At 53.2% G+C, this 16,277-nt stretch carries 24 protein-coding genes; 20 read left to right on the top strand and 4 right to left on the bottom strand.

Annotation, left to right across the window (positions count from 1 at the left end):
* Positions 1–39: 39 nt before the first annotated feature.
* The 4 genes from HBO09_RS17030 (at position 40) to HBO09_RS17015 (ending at position 1,750) form a co-directional block, all read left to right on the top strand.
* Positions 40–651: a hypothetical protein gene (locus HBO09_RS17030; RefSeq protein ID WP_169995973.1), complete on the top strand. Its 612-nt coding sequence runs from the start codon at positions 40–42 to the stop codon at positions 649–651.
* 123 nt (positions 652–774) lie between these two features.
* Positions 775–1,083: a hypothetical protein gene (locus tag HBO09_RS17025; RefSeq protein ID WP_170060928.1), complete on the top strand. Its 309-nt coding sequence runs from the start codon at positions 775–777 to the stop codon at positions 1,081–1,083.
* 4 nt (positions 1,084–1,087) lie between these two features.
* Positions 1,088–1,435 carry a hypothetical protein gene (locus HBO09_RS17020; RefSeq protein WP_169995977.1) on the top strand — a complete coding sequence of 116 codons (348 nt, stop codon included), beginning with the start codon at positions 1,088–1,090 and terminating at the stop codon, positions 1,433–1,435.
* 102 nt (positions 1,436–1,537) lie between these two features.
* On the top strand, positions 1,538–1,750 hold the full coding sequence (locus tag HBO09_RS17015; RefSeq protein ID WP_169995979.1) for a hypothetical protein: 213 nt from the start codon (positions 1,538–1,540) through the stop codon (positions 1,748–1,750).
* Positions 1,751–1,909: 159 nt separating this feature from the next.
* Here the strand turns inward: HBO09_RS17015 and HBO09_RS17010 are convergent, their stop codons facing one another.
* The 3 genes from HBO09_RS17010 to umuD form a co-directional block, all read right to left on the bottom strand.
* Entirely contained in the window at positions 1,910–3,043 is a 1,134-nt protein-coding gene (locus HBO09_RS17010) for a replication protein (protein WP_262381262.1), read from the bottom strand.
* Positions 3,044–3,236: 193 nt separating this feature from the next.
* Complete coding sequence (locus tag HBO09_RS17005; protein ID WP_170060927.1) at positions 3,237–4,496, bottom strand: DUF4113 domain-containing protein; 1,260 nt, start codon at positions 4,494–4,496, stop codon at positions 3,237–3,239.
* A 3-nt stretch (positions 4,497–4,499) separates the two neighbouring features.
* Positions 4,500–4,940: a translesion error-prone DNA polymerase V autoproteolytic subunit gene (umuD, locus tag HBO09_RS17000; protein WP_262381261.1), complete on the bottom strand. Its 441-nt coding sequence runs from the start codon at positions 4,938–4,940 to the stop codon at positions 4,500–4,502.
* Between the two features lie 566 nt (positions 4,941–5,506).
* Here umuD and HBO09_RS16995 point away from each other — a divergent pair.
* The 13 genes from HBO09_RS16995 (at position 5,507) to HBO09_RS28960 (ending at position 12,077) form a co-directional block, all read left to right on the top strand.
* On the top strand, positions 5,507–5,713 hold the full coding sequence (locus tag HBO09_RS16995; protein WP_169995985.1) for a hypothetical protein: 207 nt from the start codon (positions 5,507–5,509) through the stop codon (positions 5,711–5,713).
* The gene (locus HBO09_RS16990) at positions 5,713–6,600 is read left to right on the top strand and encodes a hypothetical protein (protein WP_169995987.1); all 888 of its coding nucleotides are present in this window, start codon (positions 5,713–5,715) and stop codon (positions 6,598–6,600) included. The genes HBO09_RS16995 and HBO09_RS16990 overlap by 1 nt, the downstream gene beginning before the upstream one ends.
* A 483-nt stretch (positions 6,601–7,083) precedes the next feature.
* Positions 7,084–7,476 carry a hypothetical protein gene (locus HBO09_RS16985; protein ID WP_169995989.1) on the top strand — a complete coding sequence of 131 codons (393 nt, stop codon included), beginning with the start codon at positions 7,084–7,086 and terminating at the stop codon, positions 7,474–7,476.
* Between the two features lie 202 nt (positions 7,477–7,678).
* Positions 7,679–8,332 carry a hypothetical protein gene (locus tag HBO09_RS16980; RefSeq protein ID WP_169995991.1) on the top strand — a complete coding sequence of 218 codons (654 nt, stop codon included), beginning with the start codon at positions 7,679–7,681 and terminating at the stop codon, positions 8,330–8,332.
* A gap of 69 nt (positions 8,333–8,401) precedes the next feature.
* Complete coding sequence (locus HBO09_RS16975; RefSeq protein ID WP_169995609.1) at positions 8,402–8,596, top strand: hypothetical protein; 195 nt, start codon at positions 8,402–8,404, stop codon at positions 8,594–8,596.
* A gap of 193 nt (positions 8,597–8,789) precedes the next feature.
* Positions 8,790–9,023, top strand: a complete 234-nt coding sequence (locus HBO09_RS16970) for a hypothetical protein (RefSeq protein ID WP_169995993.1) — start codon at positions 8,790–8,792, stop codon at positions 9,021–9,023.
* Positions 9,024–9,059: 36 nt separating this feature from the next.
* A complete protein-coding gene (locus tag HBO09_RS16965; RefSeq protein WP_169995995.1) occupies positions 9,060–9,287 on the top strand; it encodes a hypothetical protein in 228 nt (75 codons plus the stop codon).
* On the top strand, positions 9,271–9,639 hold the full coding sequence (locus HBO09_RS16960) for a hypothetical protein (RefSeq protein ID WP_169995997.1): 369 nt from the start codon (positions 9,271–9,273) through the stop codon (positions 9,637–9,639). Before HBO09_RS16965 ends, HBO09_RS16960 begins: the two co-directional genes overlap by 17 nt.
* A 9-nt stretch (positions 9,640–9,648) precedes the next feature.
* Positions 9,649–10,302, top strand: coding sequence for a hypothetical protein (locus tag HBO09_RS16955; RefSeq protein ID WP_169995611.1), 654 nt, complete (start codon positions 9,649–9,651; stop codon positions 10,300–10,302).
* 14 nt (positions 10,303–10,316) lie between these two features.
* A complete protein-coding gene (locus HBO09_RS16950) occupies positions 10,317–10,457 on the top strand; it encodes a hypothetical protein (RefSeq protein ID WP_169995999.1) in 141 nt (46 codons plus the stop codon).
* A gap of 88 nt (positions 10,458–10,545) precedes the next feature.
* A complete protein-coding gene (locus tag HBO09_RS16945; RefSeq protein ID WP_169996001.1) occupies positions 10,546–10,776 on the top strand; it encodes a hypothetical protein in 231 nt (76 codons plus the stop codon).
* A 289-nt stretch (positions 10,777–11,065) separates the two neighbouring features.
* Complete coding sequence (locus HBO09_RS16940; protein WP_169996003.1) at positions 11,066–11,449, top strand: helix-turn-helix transcriptional regulator; 384 nt, start codon at positions 11,066–11,068, stop codon at positions 11,447–11,449.
* 373 nt (positions 11,450–11,822) lie between these two features.
* Entirely contained in the window at positions 11,823–12,077 is a 255-nt protein-coding gene (locus tag HBO09_RS28960; protein WP_262381259.1) for a hypothetical protein, read from the top strand.
* Between the two features lie 4 nt (positions 12,078–12,081).
* Here HBO09_RS28960 and HBO09_RS16930 read toward each other — a convergent pair whose 3' ends face one another.
* Positions 12,082–13,434, bottom strand: a complete 1,353-nt coding sequence (locus HBO09_RS16930; protein WP_169996007.1) for a toprim domain-containing protein — start codon at positions 13,432–13,434, stop codon at positions 12,082–12,084.
* Positions 13,435–13,751: 317 nt separating this feature from the next.
* Between HBO09_RS16930 and HBO09_RS16925 the strand changes: the two genes are divergently transcribed.
* The 3 genes from HBO09_RS16925 (at position 13,752) to HBO09_RS16915 (ending at position 15,983) form a co-directional block, all read left to right on the top strand.
* The gene (locus HBO09_RS16925; RefSeq protein WP_169996009.1) at positions 13,752–14,303 is read left to right on the top strand and encodes a hypothetical protein; all 552 of its coding nucleotides are present in this window, start codon (positions 13,752–13,754) and stop codon (positions 14,301–14,303) included.
* 209 nt (positions 14,304–14,512) lie between these two features.
* Positions 14,513–15,247 (top strand): GNAT family N-acetyltransferase, encoded by a 735-nt coding sequence (locus tag HBO09_RS16920; protein ID WP_169996011.1) that lies wholly within the window; start codon positions 14,513–14,515, stop codon positions 15,245–15,247.
* A 40-nt stretch (positions 15,248–15,287) separates the two neighbouring features.
* Positions 15,288–15,983 carry a restriction endonuclease gene (locus HBO09_RS16915; protein WP_170060926.1) on the top strand — a complete coding sequence of 232 codons (696 nt, stop codon included), beginning with the start codon at positions 15,288–15,290 and terminating at the stop codon, positions 15,981–15,983.
* The last annotated feature ends 294 nt before the right edge of the window (positions 15,984–16,277 follow it).

Here is a 16,277-nt window from a genome sequence, read left to right as displayed (position 1 = left end):
ATACTGTCTGTTTGATGATGAGTGAGTCCGGAGGCTTATTTGAAGATCAATGGGAAAATCGCTGCCGCTAACGTCGTGGCGGACATGAAAAGAGCCGGCGTTGTGGTTGTCGGCGAGGAGCCACTCGCCGAGCTTCTTGCTACGCCAGGCCAGGCGCTGGAGGTATGTCGGAACACGATTTTGAGCGCAGGAGCATACGGCGTCCGCTTCAATGCCGCCCAGGGCGGAATTGATGAGCCCCTGCTGGTAGAGGCTTTCTCTGAGGTGCTGACGCCAGAGGAAGCTGTCCTTACAGCCAAATTGCTGTTAGCTAATCTCTACCAGCCGCCCAGTAAAACAGATAGCAAGCAAGATGATGATCTGGAAGGCTTTCGCAAACTGGTACGGCACGGCTACTTCTGGATAGTGATGCTTTGCGTCGCCATCGTTGTTGGATTCGCAGTCAAATCAAGCTTGGCTAAAGCCATCGTCATCGCTCTCGCGCTCTATCCGCCGTTGACCTCCGCCTGGTACTACTCGACCAAGGACGTGACCCATGGCCAGAAATTCAGGCAGATGAGTCGGACGGCGCAGATCAACACCTTGCTCAGGGTTGCCGGCCTTTTCATGTCAGCAGCGGCATTCTTGTATGCAGTTCCGAAACTGTTCTGACTGATCGCCAGCGGCCGAGGCAGAAGGGCTTCTAATCGACATAAACTGATCACGGTAATCGCACCAGGTACACGTAAAGCCCCGCCATCGTGGGGCTGAGTCCGTAGGAGAGGCGCGGGTTTCGTGTCCATGCAACGTGAGGTGATCATTGTGAGCACGAACGCAGGTTCAGTGGAGTTGACTCTAATCTACGGTAAGCCAGGTGAGCTGGGTCGAACAACAGAACCGAAGAAATATTCAGTGGTGATGCAGCGCATGAATACCTTCTATTCATTTCTCCTTACGCCTGCAGAAGTTGGAGTTGCTCTACTTAAAGCACCTGGTCTTTCCCGCGTACGGGTCAAGCTTAGCGACGGCACGGTAATCGAGGGTGTAGTGCGCGCTGTTCAACACAATTATTTCGAGCTGGTCGACGACCAGCGGCCAGTGTAGGAAAATGGAAAATCACGTGATGACATCAACTCAGCCAGCAACCCTGGCGATTCGCTGGAGCACCATTGCGGCGGCTGCCTTGGGTGTGTGCGTCGGCATGGTGATCGGCGCCGTAGGGATTCAGCAGGCCATTAAGCAGCATCCAATTCAGTTGGAAATGCTTACCGCCGATACCGGCGCCGAAATTTGCATCAATGGGGTCGCCTACGAAGTGGGTGCCGCTGAAATCGACTCGCCTTGGCATGGTGTGTATATACCCATCGAGCAAGGACAGGAGCCATTGATTGGCGAAGATGGCCACCGGATTTTGCGCCAAGTAATACCTGTTCACTGCAAGATTGGTCGCGGATAGGAAAATGCTCAGCAGCACCCTCAAGCCCTGGCGTTCAAAACCGGGGCCGAGGACGTAGAAGCAGGCCACTTTCGGCGATCATCTGCAGCAGGAAAGCAGACCATGGCAATTCAGGCTAATCAGTTTGTAACAAGCTCCAATGAGCGCGTGTTGGCCGATGATGGCCAGCAAGGCATGCACGGTAGGGCGGGCATCGGTTCGTCGTCAGAAACGAACCAGGGGCACGTCGCTGCCGCGATCTACGCGAACTGCGCCCATCTGGATAACCGTCAGCTCGATGAGATCATCGAGTGGGTTCGCCTCTACAAGAAATGATCCGGGAAAAACGCCGCTGAACACCTCCGGCACGCCTGTTGGGGCTTTTTCTGCATTTGTAGTTGCAGCTATTTCCGGAATTTCGTATTTATTTCGGAAACCAACACGAGGCGCGCCTGTCGAGTGCGGCGTAACCTGCATACCGATTCTAGTTAGAGCCTAACTGAATACGTCTTCAGAGCCACCGCTGCCAGTTTCGTCAGCATCATTGTGTATTGTCTTGGGAGCGCCTTTGAGTGCTGATCTTGCGTCGGCAAGCTCTACTTGGCTCACTACCTCGTTGTGTTTACGATTTGCTCTCATCATGTGCTTGACGAAGTTTTCGTGCGGAAGCATGGCAAACGCCACGTCCAGAGTAATGCGCCTATCGTTGGCATCCTTGATGACTTCCTCATCCCAGTCCGGGAGAAGAACCTTTTCATCTACCAGCGCTTTGAGTGCCGAGCGCATAGCACGCATGTTGTCTTTCATCCTCGGTGAAAGGCCACGGGGGCTGCCGGTAAGGAAACTCACGAGCTTAAGGTTGTATGGGTGGTCGAGGGATGCCTGCGTCCAATAGTGGGACATGCGTTTGAACATGTACCGGGCCAGGTCAGATTTAAGCCCCATCGAAATACTGTAGTCGTAGAGCCTGAATTTTTGGGTGCGGATTCCGTGAGTCACCAGGGGGTGGAAGGTGGCGAAACACTTTGTTGAACCGTCTTCTAGGTACTGGTCTCGACTGGTAAGGGCGAGCGAGGTAAGGAAGTTCCCACGGTACATGTCACGTCCTTTGCCCTTGGTGCCCAGTGAGCACTCAAGCAGGGATGAACTCATGACATCCAGCGCCTCAACCACTTCCTGATTGCTGTAGGTGTGGTTTGTCCGAGCCAACTCCTTACAAAGCTGGCTCACGGTGAAAAAAACGCCAACGTTCTTATCCGCTTCAGATTCAAAGGAGTTGCCGTTAATTGCAATCTTCCTGAGTGCTTCCTCGACAATTTCCTCGCGTGAGCCTGGATAGAGCATCACGCTGACCATATCGCCGGCCTTGTTCTTCCGCTCGATAACGGCGGGTTTGATTTTGACCGTATACACCACGCCCCGTGATTTAAAGTTTCGGGTGATAACACTGTTCTCGCGCAGGTCTGAGTCTGACTGATCCCAGACGTATTTTGGCAGTGCATCGTAAAGCTCGATGGTGTTGCTGTACTCGGACTCGGAGTTGTCAATAAGTTCGAACAATGAAAGCTGGAGGCCCTTCTTGCGCCCCTTGCCGTCGGTAACTTCGACGATTTTTTTCACTGTAGCCATACGCTATTGAGTTCCCAATCTGCAAATGGATTTGAAATTTTACGTCAGCATCTGACTGAGATGTTCCGCTGTCTGACGATTCCCCTGACTAGCCAATATACCCTGAGGATGCACTCTCTGCGACGAACAAACCAAGCCATAGGCCTATTGCACAAGCGTAGCGGTAGCGGTGGCAACAAAACACGCGCTGTCATCAGCAGCGGACATTGGGCAGAGCGTGCCAGGACGTGGTGTACGCGGGCGAGAGATGGTCACGGCGCATCTTCCACTGCCCAACGTTGGTGTCACGTCCCAGTCGCACTGTACCGCGCCCCTGCTTCGCGTTGATCAGATCCACTACAGCCATGAGCGCATCACTGTTTTTTCTGGGCGGTGGCGCGAACAAGTCGTTTGTCATCCCCACACGTTGCTCAAACTGCGAAAGCACTATGCCTGCTTTGGCGTACTCAGGCCCATCACGATAGAGATCCACCAAGCCCGCCAGCGCCACCTGCAGAAGGTCCCGCGTGTCATGGGTTGGAAAGGGCAGGGAAATGATTCTTGAGGCTCCATACTGCAAGCCAGAGGCGAACGGGCTGGTGCGGGCAAACACTTGGATGCAGTTTGCAAAGCTCCCTTGTGACCGCAGTTTCTGCGCAGCATTGGTCACAAAACCAGCCACTGCCTCCTTGAGTATGGGTAGGCTGGTAATGCGCGTGCCGAAGGATCGTGAGCAGATGATGGTCTGACGTTTCGCGGCATCGACATCAAACGCCACGCAGCGTATGCCCAGTAGCTCACGCGCTGTGCGCTCAACGTTCACGTTGTACTGGCGCCGGAGAGCCTTGGGGTCGGCTGAGGCGAGCTGCCAGGCAGTCTGTACGCCAAGTTCGCTGCTCAATCGTTCGCTGAGGCGAGGCCCAATGCCCCATACATCGGAGGCTTTTGCGTAGCGTAGAAGTTTTTCTTGTCGAGCCGGGTCGCTCAGGTCGAGCACACAGCCAGTCCGAGCTTTGAACTTTTTCGCTGCCCAGCTGGCGAGCTTGCTGAGGGTTGCCGTCGGACCAATGCCAATACCCACAGGCAGACCAATGCGGCGTAGGATTTCACTCTGTGCGTGTCGCGCCCAGGCCTCAGGGTCGGGCACCCCATCCAGGATGCAGAAGGCCTCATCGATTGAGTACCCGTGTGCCACCGGGGCAAGTTCGGTGAGTATCGCCATGAAACGGTTGCTAAGACTTTGGTAAAGTTCGTAATTGGAAGAAAAGACGATCAGTCCTTTACGCTCAATCATCTCCCGCAGCTCAAATACAGGTTGCGACATGACCACCCCGAGTTCCTTGGCCTGATCGTTCCTTGAAACGACCGCCCCGTCGTTAGACGACGCGACAACAATCGGGCGATCCCGCAACCACGGTTTGAACAGGGTTTCAGCGGAGCAGTAGAAGGCATTGATGTCCACGAGTCCGATCATGGTTCAGATGCCACGCAGGTTATGCAGAACCCACACGCAAACTGCCCAGACCTCAAAGGTCTCGGCATCGCCAAATTTGATTGGCTGGTAGTCCGGGTTTTCTGCCAGCAACTGGGGTTGGCCATGTGTGTCTACAGCCAGTCGTTTGACCACAAACTCGGCATCGATAACGGCAACGATGATGTCACCAGGTCGAGCAGTTTTTCCCTTATCGACGACGAGCACGTCGGTGTCGTAAATCCCGCATCCGCGCATTGAGTCGCCCCACGCACGCATAAGGAAGATGGACGAGGTCGCGGTTATCCCTACCAGGTCATCGAGCGAGAGATCCGGCACGGAGTAGTCCGCCGCTGGTGAAGGGAATCCACAGCTGGCCTGCCCGCATACCGGCAAGCGCACAGGGTTTGTGCTGGGGGAAAGTGGGCCGATCAATTGTATGGGCATTTCAGATACTGTCTATATGTACAGTGCTGAATGTTAGCCCCGCAGCGCGATCAAGGGAAGCTCTGCTTCAGTCGCCCGACGGGCGTGGATAGAGCAGAAAGCTGCAGGCAGAATCGAGCGGTTTTTGCGACCGAGCTAAATGGTTCGTACGATCCATTTTCATATCCAGGTACAAAGGGCAGGGATGTTCATTAGTCGGCTTCATGGATGATGACTACAAGCGGACCCGTGTGGGGCGACGGGCCAAGATCATCACTCGGCTACCTTGGACATCTCTGTGCCGATCGTCCTAGAAAAGTGCGCGGAATTTCCAGAGCATCTCTCGCCAAGGCACCGGAATTTAGCGTACGCCCCTGTCGATTAACGGCCACCACAAGGCGGTGAAAAGCGCTATAAAGCGGTGCTTACTTGCTAGATCTAGTGAATTTGGCTAGCTTTGCATCTCGACAGGTGCATTTCGTCGGCCAATGTCACGCTCTCAAACTGGCGGATGTGATTGGTGCTGATGGTGTGCTAGTCTTTGGACGTAGAACCCATTCCTACCCCATTTGCATGGTGTATTTGTCATGATCAGCGGCCAGAAGCGCCCACAAGATCTCAACTATTCGGAAATCATGAGCCTGAAAAGCAGCGCACGTGATCGAGTAGTTGATGCTGTCTATGCATCTAACTCTTACAACCTTGAGCGGGCTGCGGCGCGTGTCAAATCTGCTTGGCGCGGTAATTCTGCTTCTATCGCACGTCCTCAACGCTTTGCCGCAATGGGCTGCTGATGCCGGAAGTCGCCGTTCAAGACGTGCCCTTTAGTGTACTTGAGCGTTCCGAACTTTTTACATTCCTTCTCGACCTTATCCAGCGCGTTTATCGCCCATCTCTGCAATCTGCCGTTCGAGATTATGGCCTGATCATCGTCGGGGGCCAGTCGCTTACGCTTTGGGCTCGGCAATACCTCATTGATGAAATGACAGGCGAAGATGTCGCTTTTGTGACCAGTGATGACTTGGATTTCATCGGGAACGCTGACTCAATCGACTACTGCTCTAAGGTCCTGGGATACCCATTTCGCAAGGCAACGATGGACGATGTTCCAGTAAACATCGCGATTGCGTGCATTGATTGGGTCGACGGAAAAGAGGTTGTCGTTGATATTCTGGATATGGGTGGAGTAGGAGGGGTCTCTAAAAAAGAGATCTTCAAATACCTTGCCGTTGTTGAAGTGGATGGGGTGAATGTCGCGGTAATTGACCCCATCAGTTGCCTCCAATCTCGCATCTTCAATGTCTATGCCCCTTGGCAAGAATGGCCTCACCGCGAGTCTGTGAGGGTGAAAATTGCGATCAGAGCATCCAACCACTATCTGCGTGACCTCATTGTCCACGAAGGCTACAGGGTAGCTTCCCCGCACATTCGTCGAATCAAGGCATTGGCACTCACCAAGCTTGGAAAGCGCATTTTCGTTGAGAACGGAATTGATGTTCTCGAAGCGATTCCCTATGACCCAGACATTTTCCCAGCTGCCTACATGGCGGTTGAGTTCCCAAATATGAACCGGCAGATCAGCGATGTCCGCCGTCGCAAGCTGGTGCAGTACGAGCGATTTAAGTGTGGTCCGATACACGAGAGCCACCTTGTGATTAGGAAAGTTGTAGACCCACGGTAAACATCACTGTGCCACGACAAAGATCCGCCATTGCGGGTTATTTCATTTTTTGGCCACCTCAGATTCGGATGCAGGAAGACATAATTTTTCTGTACTGCGTTGCCAATGATCCAGATCGAGCGGGTTACTATGCCACCGGAATTCGTGTGCACCCATAGCGCACCATGGCGATACCCCACACATGGCCCATGATTGCCTTGAACTATCAGTGGCATCAGATTAAGCCACTGATACGTTTATCAGTAGGACCGGTTTGACCCTCACCAGATCGAGCATGAGTCAGGTGCCAGCCTGACAGATTTATGCGTAACTCCCCCCCGCCGAGCGCCCATCCCTTCGCCCAGGTCAAACGCCAATTCTAGGCTGAGCTTCCCTTTGTCGAGGATCACAGAAAAAACTTACCTTAATGGGTAAAAATAAGTCTTGATAGATTTACCGTAAAAGGTAACATCTCTTCATTGAGATCCGCTAAGGGAGCGGCTGATGACCGCAGCAAAAATGTTTAAGCAGGCATGTCGTCTGCATCTGAATTTCGCCATCCACCGTTATCTGATGAGTAACGCCTCAGGCCGCATGGATGGCCACGAGAAAGCGCAGCGGCATATCGAGCTGTGCACGTTCTACGTGGCTGCTGTACGTGGCGTGGATGATCTAGATATGGTGCGTCGTGGTCTTGATTGCCATGAAGATGACTATCAAGCCGTGCACGATGCTACCCAGGCCCTGACCGATCATCTGGACGAGGCTATCGGGTTTCCGCTTGAAGGTCGCCCCGATTATGGCACTCTTGCACCCTTGTTCTTTGAGCGCTTCCATACGCTGGCAATGCTAGCACTTGACGCAAGCGCGGCTTTGATCGAGCCCAGCGGCGACTAGGCGCTTTAAGACCGTGGCGACCGCTCCGATGAAATGAATGGGGCAATCACACGTTAATCACGGAAACGCTCAGTTGCACCTTCAAGCCCCAGCCCTCAAAAGCCGGGGCCGAGGACGTAGGAGAGGGGCGCTTTTCGCGCCTCCATGTCCTAGTACTGGAACTGAGATTCCGCACCCCAATAGCAATACCGAAGGAGGCAGGGTGACCGCTTACAAGATCATGAGGGCCAGCCATTACGAGTTGGGGAGCTTGGTTGACACGACCCACATCAATTACGGCTACCGTACCGGCCGCAGCCATCCAGCAAAGGCTTTGGCTGATGCTGCAATTGAAGTGTGCAGCCAGAGCAATATCACGTTCCATCTGATGATTGATTTCATCCACAAGCAGCAGGAGCGGGCCAGCGATCTCAAGGTCCCCAACACGATTACGAGGGCACAAGCCACAAAGCTCAAATTCCTCGGAAGAAGCGTCCCGTCAATCGTCAAGTTCGATTTTGGCGCGACGTTCTGGGAAGCGCTTTACGAACGGATTCGCACGGAAAAACGACCGGACTGCCCATCCAGGTTGAAATCCTACTTCGCTTGCAGAGACATAGATTCGCTTCGCCTATACCGGGACGAGCATTGGGCAGATCGAATGGGCGACAAGCTGACGTGTGCAATTGACATTTCAGGGTGTCCGGTAGCGTTTGACGTGGACACAGTGATCTTGGACAAGATAGGAGGCGACATGACCTACAGGTCGGCTCTACCTCACGTCCTACGTTACTGGGATCAGGAAACGTCTTCCAGACCCATTATGGAAGTCTTGCTGCAAGGGACTGTCGTGCTGGGAGAGCAGATCGCTCTCTGATTGCATGGACCAATAAAGGCATCCCCTTTGTTGAACTGGCGGCATGACCGCCACTTACCGGAAAACGCGATGAAAGTCACCAGATCGACCGGCGATGAAATCCAAGTGGTTTTGGCCGAAAACGCCGGTACCGGCAAAGGCAATAGCATCCTGCCGGATGTCACGCCGAAGTACGGCACACAGTTTGTCACGGTTACACAGACGCTGCCCGATATGGAACGCTTCGAAGCAAATCGTCGCAAGACTGCGGCTTTCGAAGAGTAGAGGCAAAAGCTGAACCGTGGTGATCGCCTTCCCCGTGGCCGTTTTTTCAAAGGCAAGAAACCAGGGCGAAAGCTCGTTGTATTGGACGAGTTCTGGCAAGCGTTCAGTTAAGGGAAAAGACCCCGCTACACCCAAGCCCAGCCATGCTGGGCCGAGGCAGTAGAACGAGTAATGAATCCATAGGAGCCATGGAATGCCTGTTACCACACGAAAGCAACGCGATGCCTACGCCGACGTGCGCGAATCACTCGAAAACGAAGGCTACACCTCTGGCGACATGATGGCCCAGACGGATATCCGTGAAGCGCTGTTGTTGATGGCTGCTGAAGGGGAGCGTCTGACCGCGTTTGCTCAGGATCTGGCCGCACGCCTCGATGAGGCTGACGAAGAGGCTGCATTGGACGCCGAAGATTCTTCGCACGGCTAATGACTGCCCATACTGAGTTAAGGGAAACTGACCCAAATGACAAAAGAACACCTAAACGAACTGCTCGTTGTTTCGACGTTGGTTCGTAACGTCGCGCTTCTAGTGATCCTCGTTGTTGTTTCTGCATTCATGCTGTACGTGATGCTCTCGCCTGACGACCCGGTGCCCGCTGCGAGGGACACAAGAGGCGGTATCCCGGTGACAGACAGTCGCGAAGTTCGCCAAGTAGGCAGTTTAGGGAAAAGTGATGGCCAACCTAATTGAGTTCACTACTGCCGAACTGCTGGAGATTGAGCAGGCGTTGGAGCCAGCAGTCAGTGATAACCAGGAATTCCAGGCAGCGATTGATAGTGCTTTTTTCAAAGTTGGTCTTGCTTTGAAGCGGCATTGGGCACTCAAGCAGGAAGAGGTTGCGATCAAATCTGCGGCTGAACGCCTGAGCGTAAAAATGAGGGATGTAAGCCAAAAAATCGACTCAATGACCGTGGATCAGTGGGTGGAATGGGTAGATGAACTTGCCCCTGATGAGCGCCTTGAGTTTTCGCGAAAGCACCATAGCAAAACCGCGTTCTACCACGTTGCAAGGCAGCGTCCTAAAACTGGTCCCAAGCAGTAGGAAAATCGTATGAACCACCATTGCCATGGTGAATTTTTCATCGCCAACGGAGTGCGCCAATATCGTTGTTTAGCGTTCGCGGACAGTTCGGTGATTGCCGCCGCCGTCTGTAATGGAGACCAGTGTCCTTGCTGCGGCAGAACAATAGTTGCAGTGGAAGCCGACGAAGAAATCGACCACAAGGACCTTACACGCCTTTTAAGCATGCAAGCAATTCGCAACATGGCCATGCTCAAGCGCGACGCCAAACGCCTGAAAAAGAAGTCGCTACAGGTTTTCGGTACCGAGTACCCGCTTATGGTTTGCCAGAAGGCTATGGCCGTTTCACGAGGTTTCACTTCATTTGCTCAGCTTGAGGTTTTTTCAGCAAAATTAGGATTGAGGAATCTTGAGGTTTTTTCAGAAAAATTAGGACTGAGTAATCCATCTCTAGCAGTGCAGACGACAGTACCTATCACCGAAATCGAGGTTTACCGAGCAATGGTAGAAGCATGCGTGAAGGCGGAAGTAAGCGACCAGCTTAAGCTCGCACTGGTGCTGCGAGCATGGGTTGATGGCTCGCCGTTTCATAGCTGCCCAAATTGCGACGGTCGCGCACCGTGGCGCAATGAACCACCTTGCAAAACCTGCAACGGCGACGGCTTTGTGCCGGACTCCAACTAACACGGAAAACGTCTATGAAATCACTGCAATGTTTGGTCGTGTACACCTTCTTCACGGCCGTTACCCTGGTGTCTCTGGTGATGGCCGTAATACCCCTGGCCATCTACGGTGAGGGCCTGACCTTGGTTTGTGCTTTGCGCCGTTGTTCGCGCTGACAGCTTGGGCAGCGATCAAAAGCTATCGCGAAGTCTGTGCCTTGCTCCCCACTCCCATAGCAACACACTGAGTTCAAGGAAATCGCTAATGACCGATCAGGCCGAAGTGCCGACCGTGCTCGCCGCTTTACGCGACGCGAGCTGGTTGTCGAACCCGGATACTCGCACGCCAAAGCGTGCCCATGTCCTGCGAGACGATGGCATCGCCGCGTGCGGTCTGGTTGCGGTCATGTGTGATCCTGAGCCGGCGATGGATGTGCCCGACTGGCAGCGGTGCAAGCGTCCTGGATGCCGGGACAAGTGGCCGACACCCGAGTGATGGTAGGGCTACGCATACCGAACAAACTGTTAAAGGAAAGCGCCGCGATGAAATATTTCGAGTGGGAAGGTGCAGTGACCGAGGCGGTGGCCGATGCCCTGCAAGTGGGAATGATGCTTGCTCGCTGACTACAGGTGACTTTAGCGGCCACACCTCGCGTAGTGTTCAGACGCTGCCAATCGGTAAGCCTGTAGCGTTGAAGATGCAGGATGGTACGATCTACACGATTATTGCTACCAAACTGTAAGAGCCTCAGGTAGCGCCGCGTTGGATTGAAGGGAAAAGTATGGTGAATGCATTTGCAACCAACCTGATCTATCTGAGGGGGGAAAGAAACCTTACTCAGCAGGAGCTGGGAGATGTAGTTGGTGTATCGCCATCACAGATTTCTCGCTATGAGGCCGGAACTGCCCGCCCCAGAAAAACCATTCTTGGAAAGCTAGCCGGTGCACTCGGTGTAGCACCAGGAGTGCTTGAGAACCCGTTCAGTGACGAGGTTCGCATGCAAAGCAAAGATGGTGGCGCTCAAGCTGCCAGGGCAGCTATTTCGTTTGCTCTCGAAACTGAAAATGGTCTTCAGTTTCTGCGCTGCTGGAATGCGGGGGATTTTGCCTCAATACGCAAGAATTGGCCTGAGGCACCGATGGACGTTTTTAATGGTGTTACCAGTTAAACTAGCGGCGAAAGTAAAAAGGAAATTTCGCTGCAATCTCAAGCCCGCCGCCGTGCGGGCTAAGCTAGGACGGAGTTACCCATGCTAATTAAATCGTTCGATCATTGGCTTTATGAGAACGATATCAATGTCTGATACAAAGCCATTCTCCGAGCGTCTCCTATGGGCCAGATCTGAGGCGGGACTCACTCAAAAAGAATTAGCCTCCAAGAGTGGGATAAGTCTCCCTCAAATTGTTAGATACGAGGCTGGAAGATCTATACCCAGGCTAGGCGGAGCACTGAAGCTTGCGCGAGTATTCAATATGGATGCCCACGATTTAGTGCCTGAGCTAAAGAGTTTATCGAACCCCCTAAGTATGCCAGCCCGACCCATGAGCGTTGATACGGAGGCCAAACGTACCAACTTGGTGACCGAGGCGCCTACTGAGTTGAGGGCTCCAGTAACCATCACTCTCGACGGTTTGAAGTTGGCCGCGCTCAATCACTACCGCCGAGTGAGCCACGCCATGCTTTCAATAGAGGTTGATGCGCCAGGCTATGCCGACTTGCAGCGGAAGTTGGAACGTGCCGCCTGCGCGCTTGCTGCTAACGTGGACAATGCGGTGAGCCAAGCGCTGGGCGAATAGTTGATCAGCGCAGAGCCATACGAATCGTTTGCTTGGCCGACTCGCTGAAGGGGTTTTCAGCGATATTCTTCAGGCCCTCATCGAGCGTTGCTCGTTTCATCCAGCTTTGCCAGTTCACCCGCAACTCACTGATCTCCGTCGTAGATAGCCCACCGTGAGCCTGAGCGTACTGGTGGAGACGGCCAGTAGGCTGTGCCCCATCCTCGTACTGTTTCGCCAGCGTCGAAAGCTCATCGAGCCCCAGAGACTGCAACTTGATACCCGACAGCTTGGCAGCGATCTGCTTTTGCTGGTGCTGATCATGCACCAGCCACCGAGCGGCGAGGGCGGTGTTCTTGTCCCAAGTAATTTGGCTGTCCTGCTCTGCACGGGCAGGGAGCAGTTCTACTACCTGATCGCGTTGCAACTTGGTGTAGTCGATGGCCTTTACCAGGAGCACGTTATAGAGCGTACCGCTGGACTGCTCAACGTATGGCCCCAATCTCGTGAGGTACTCAGCTCTGTCATCCAGGCTCGGTTCGGCGCGGTGACCGACAGAGCAAATTTTATGGATGTAGACATCTAGTGGAAGCGCCTTGTCCATTTCCGCAAGGAAGCCATCAGCGCCGTGAGCCTTGATCATCGAGTCGGGGTCATGGCCATCGGGGAGGGTGGCGATGTAGACCGCGAGCCCCGGATGATATTGCTCCATGATCGTTTCGATACTGCGCTCGGCTGCCCTCATGCCAGCACTATCGCCGTCCAGGCACATTGTGAGCTTGCGCACGCCGGTATTCATGATGAGAGAGTATTGCATCGGTGTGAGGGCGGTGCCCATTGGCGCAACGCCAAGAGGGATGTTGTTGTCGGCCATGGTGATAACGTCGGTGTAGCCTTCAACCATGATGGCTTCCATCGCATTCTTGATGGCGGCCCCGTTTTCGAACATGCCATAAAGGATAGCGCCTTTATGGAACAGCTCTGTCTCGGGGGTGTTGATGTACTTCGGCGACCCTTCCTTTGGTTCTAGCAACCGTCCAGCAAAACCTACCAGGTCACCCTCGTGAGTTCTGATAGGGAACATCAGACGATCAATGAAGAAATCCCGAAGTCGCTTAGTGTCTTGCATGTTGGTGACCACGCCAGCCTCTTTTCCAGCGAAGAGAACTGTGGGTGAGCTGTAGTGATCGACAAGGCCACGAAAAGCCTTTGGAGCATACCCAATCTGAAATTTGTAAAGGGCGGTTGGTGAGAGGCCGCGACTCTCTAAGTAGGATTTTGGGGCGTCATCCTTTATATGATTCTGATAGTAGATACGAGCCACTTTCATAGCCAGATGCAGTGTGCTGCTGTCGCTGGGTGCAGATTTGTCGTCCACGGCGTGGCTCCCAAGGGTGTCCGATCGTTGTTCAAAATTTGATCACATCTCTACTGGGGCAGCCAGAGTGCATCGTATGTTTCTGCCCACAGAGTTATCCACTGCATTTGTGGATAACCGGTCGAATGCACAAGGTACAATATTACGGCAAAAGGATGAACTGGTGTGCGTTAGCCTTTACAATGCCGAACAGAGCCGCGAATAAATTCGCGAGGGAAGGGTGAGTCAACATGGCCCCGATGAGCTGGCGCCGATCACCGCTACCTTAATCCCGAGAATCGGCAGTGGCCAAACCTTGTGCTTCGAAAGAGTGACTTATGGTGAGCGAGATCTGTAATGAAGAGCTAAAACCAATTTACTGGTCAGTGTTTGAGGGCTTTGACTTTCGGCTAAACCTAGCTGCTTCGGACAAAGAAGAAGCTACGGCAATGGCGCTGGCTCAGCTCGGCTGGAAAGCCGATAAGGCACCAAAGCTGCAGGTTTTCTTGGCAGGCGAGACGGTGACCACCCTCGCTGCACGCAACACTTTTAGCCTCTTCCAGGAGCATGGCGGTGTAGCCTTCGACTGGCCAGGTGAGGGTGAGACCCGCTCCATTGCCCGTGAAGAATGCGAAGCAATGCTGGAGCGCATGCGCGTATGGGCTGATCAGCCAGAGGCAAGTCAGTTAGCCGAGGGCGTGGGGTCCGATCTGAATTATGTTCGTGCGCAGATCGCTGACATTGAGCGACTCCTCAGCGACCCGCGCTGGTCATGTATCTCGTGGGTGGTATTCCAGCCATTCCACAGCGATAACAGAGAAGCGGCCGAAGACTACGCCCGAGCCGACGCCTATAGCGATGCGCTGTACACCAGCACACCGGAAGACTGAGCGGAGCAGCAAGAATGAATACAGAAAAAGAGATCGTAATTGTGGCCTATGTGACAAGCGTTGATTGCCCACATTGCAGTGCGACTCAGATGGGTTTTGTGAATGACCCGCGTGGGGGAACTTACGATTGCGATGAGTGCAACACGTCATACCAAATTCCCAAAGATGCCCGAGTTGACTTGGGCTGAACCTATTTCAAGGACGGTAGAATGTTCACCATAACCACCGAGTTAACCAAGGCCGATGCGCCGCAGATCCTGAAGCTTGCGCGAGCCAACTACGTCGATCTGATCTTCAAGCACGTCAAGCCAAATGGGCCGACCAGTAGTCTGTGCTTGGCACTGATCGAGGTCGAAGTCCGTGAGTACGTCAACGATGCGCTGACAAAATGCCATGGCCTGCCAGTGAGCGTGGTTCTCGCGAAAGACACTAATTCCAAAGTAATTGGTTTTGCCATCGTCATCGGTGGGAAAAAATCGACCAACTGCGGGATCAACTACGCCGCCGTGCAAAAGGATCACCGTCGGCAAGGCATTCTTCGGGCCATGCTCGATAATGTCAAAGCTCGCTATCAGTCGATTAACCTGACCTGCAACCTGGACAAGGTGCCTTACTACGAGGCACTGGGTTTCCGTGTCACGGGGGCGCAGCAGGTTCAAGTTGTGATGAGCTGGGGGCCAGAAATGGTGGAGACCGATATGTTGGTATTGGGCCTAGATGACCATGTTGAAATTCGCGAGGCCCAGGCAATTTTTAGTCGCGTGCACGGCAACAAGGCCCGAGGAATGATCAATAAGATTTATGAAATGCAGAAACAAAGAACCGCCGAGGTCGAAGCATTTGTGCGGGAAGTAGGCGTGAGCGGAAAGACAGTTATCCCTGAGCTTCTTCAGTGGAATGGCAGCCAAAAAATAACAGATCCATTGGCAGAGCCAAGGGATTAATTACCGTTAACGGCGGGTATGTTAATTAAGGATATTCACCATGGCACGTCGTAGACGGGGCTCAACGTTTGGCGATTTAATCGCCGTTTCAATGAAAATGCCACTCTGGGCTAATGTTTTCGCAGCAGTTTCCGTGTTTGTTGCGCTTCGCTATTACGGGGGCTCAGAAGCTCCATGGATGACTAAACCTAATGTTCCGCATGATCTGGCCGATCTTGGGCACGCTGCTGGCGGGCAGATTTTAAGAACGATTGGCTACCTCGGGCAGTTTGTCCTTCCTCCGATTTTCATCCTTGGCGGACTGCTTGGTACGATAAATCGGAGGACGAATGCCAAGAAATTCAACCGAATCTCATTTGCTTCTGATCCAGGTGCAGCGATTCGTAGCCTGACATGGCACGAGTTTGAGCGGATGACTGGTGAGGCATTTCGCCGCCAAGGCTATTCAGTCAAGCAGACAAAAAAGGGCCCGGATGGTGGCATTGATCTAGTCCTGAATCGGCAAAGTGAGTTGTTTCTGGTTCAATGCAAACAGTGGAAAGCGCAAAGAGTGAGTGTGCAGATTGTCCGCGAACTCTACGGAGTTATGGCCGCCCAAGGTGCTGCGGGTGGATTTGTTGTTACGTCAGGAGCATTCACCGCCGAGGCGAAAAAATTCTCACAAGGCACGAATATTCAGTTAGTCGATGGTATAAAGCTGACCCGATGGTTTGCCGAATTGGCTGATGCGAAATAACGCACCGCGATCAAAAAAAGCCCAGCTACCAGCTGGGCTTTTTTGTGAGTTGATGATTGAGGTGACTGGCCGCAGTCGACAACCAGGTGCGACGGCGGCAGTCGCGAGGATGGTAAAAAAATGCTTTTTTTGCGCCACTGAAATTAGCGGTTCAATTGTGTGGCGCCGAAATGCCACTGGAATTTTAAAAGAGGGAAAAATGACGAAAGGCGCGAGAAGTGGCACGACTATTTCCCGATTGATTACATTACGCACTATAATACCTATTTGCTTGCGTAATGGATTTTTTGATTC

This window comes from Pseudomonas sp. WS 5027, assembly GCF_012985695.1.
In the GTDB taxonomy this organism is placed as follows: Bacteria; Pseudomonadota; Gammaproteobacteria; order Pseudomonadales; family Pseudomonadaceae; genus Aquipseudomonas; species Aquipseudomonas hygromyciniae.
Note: the sequence above shows the minus strand (reverse complement) of the source record. Positions and strands in the feature narration are given on the sequence as shown.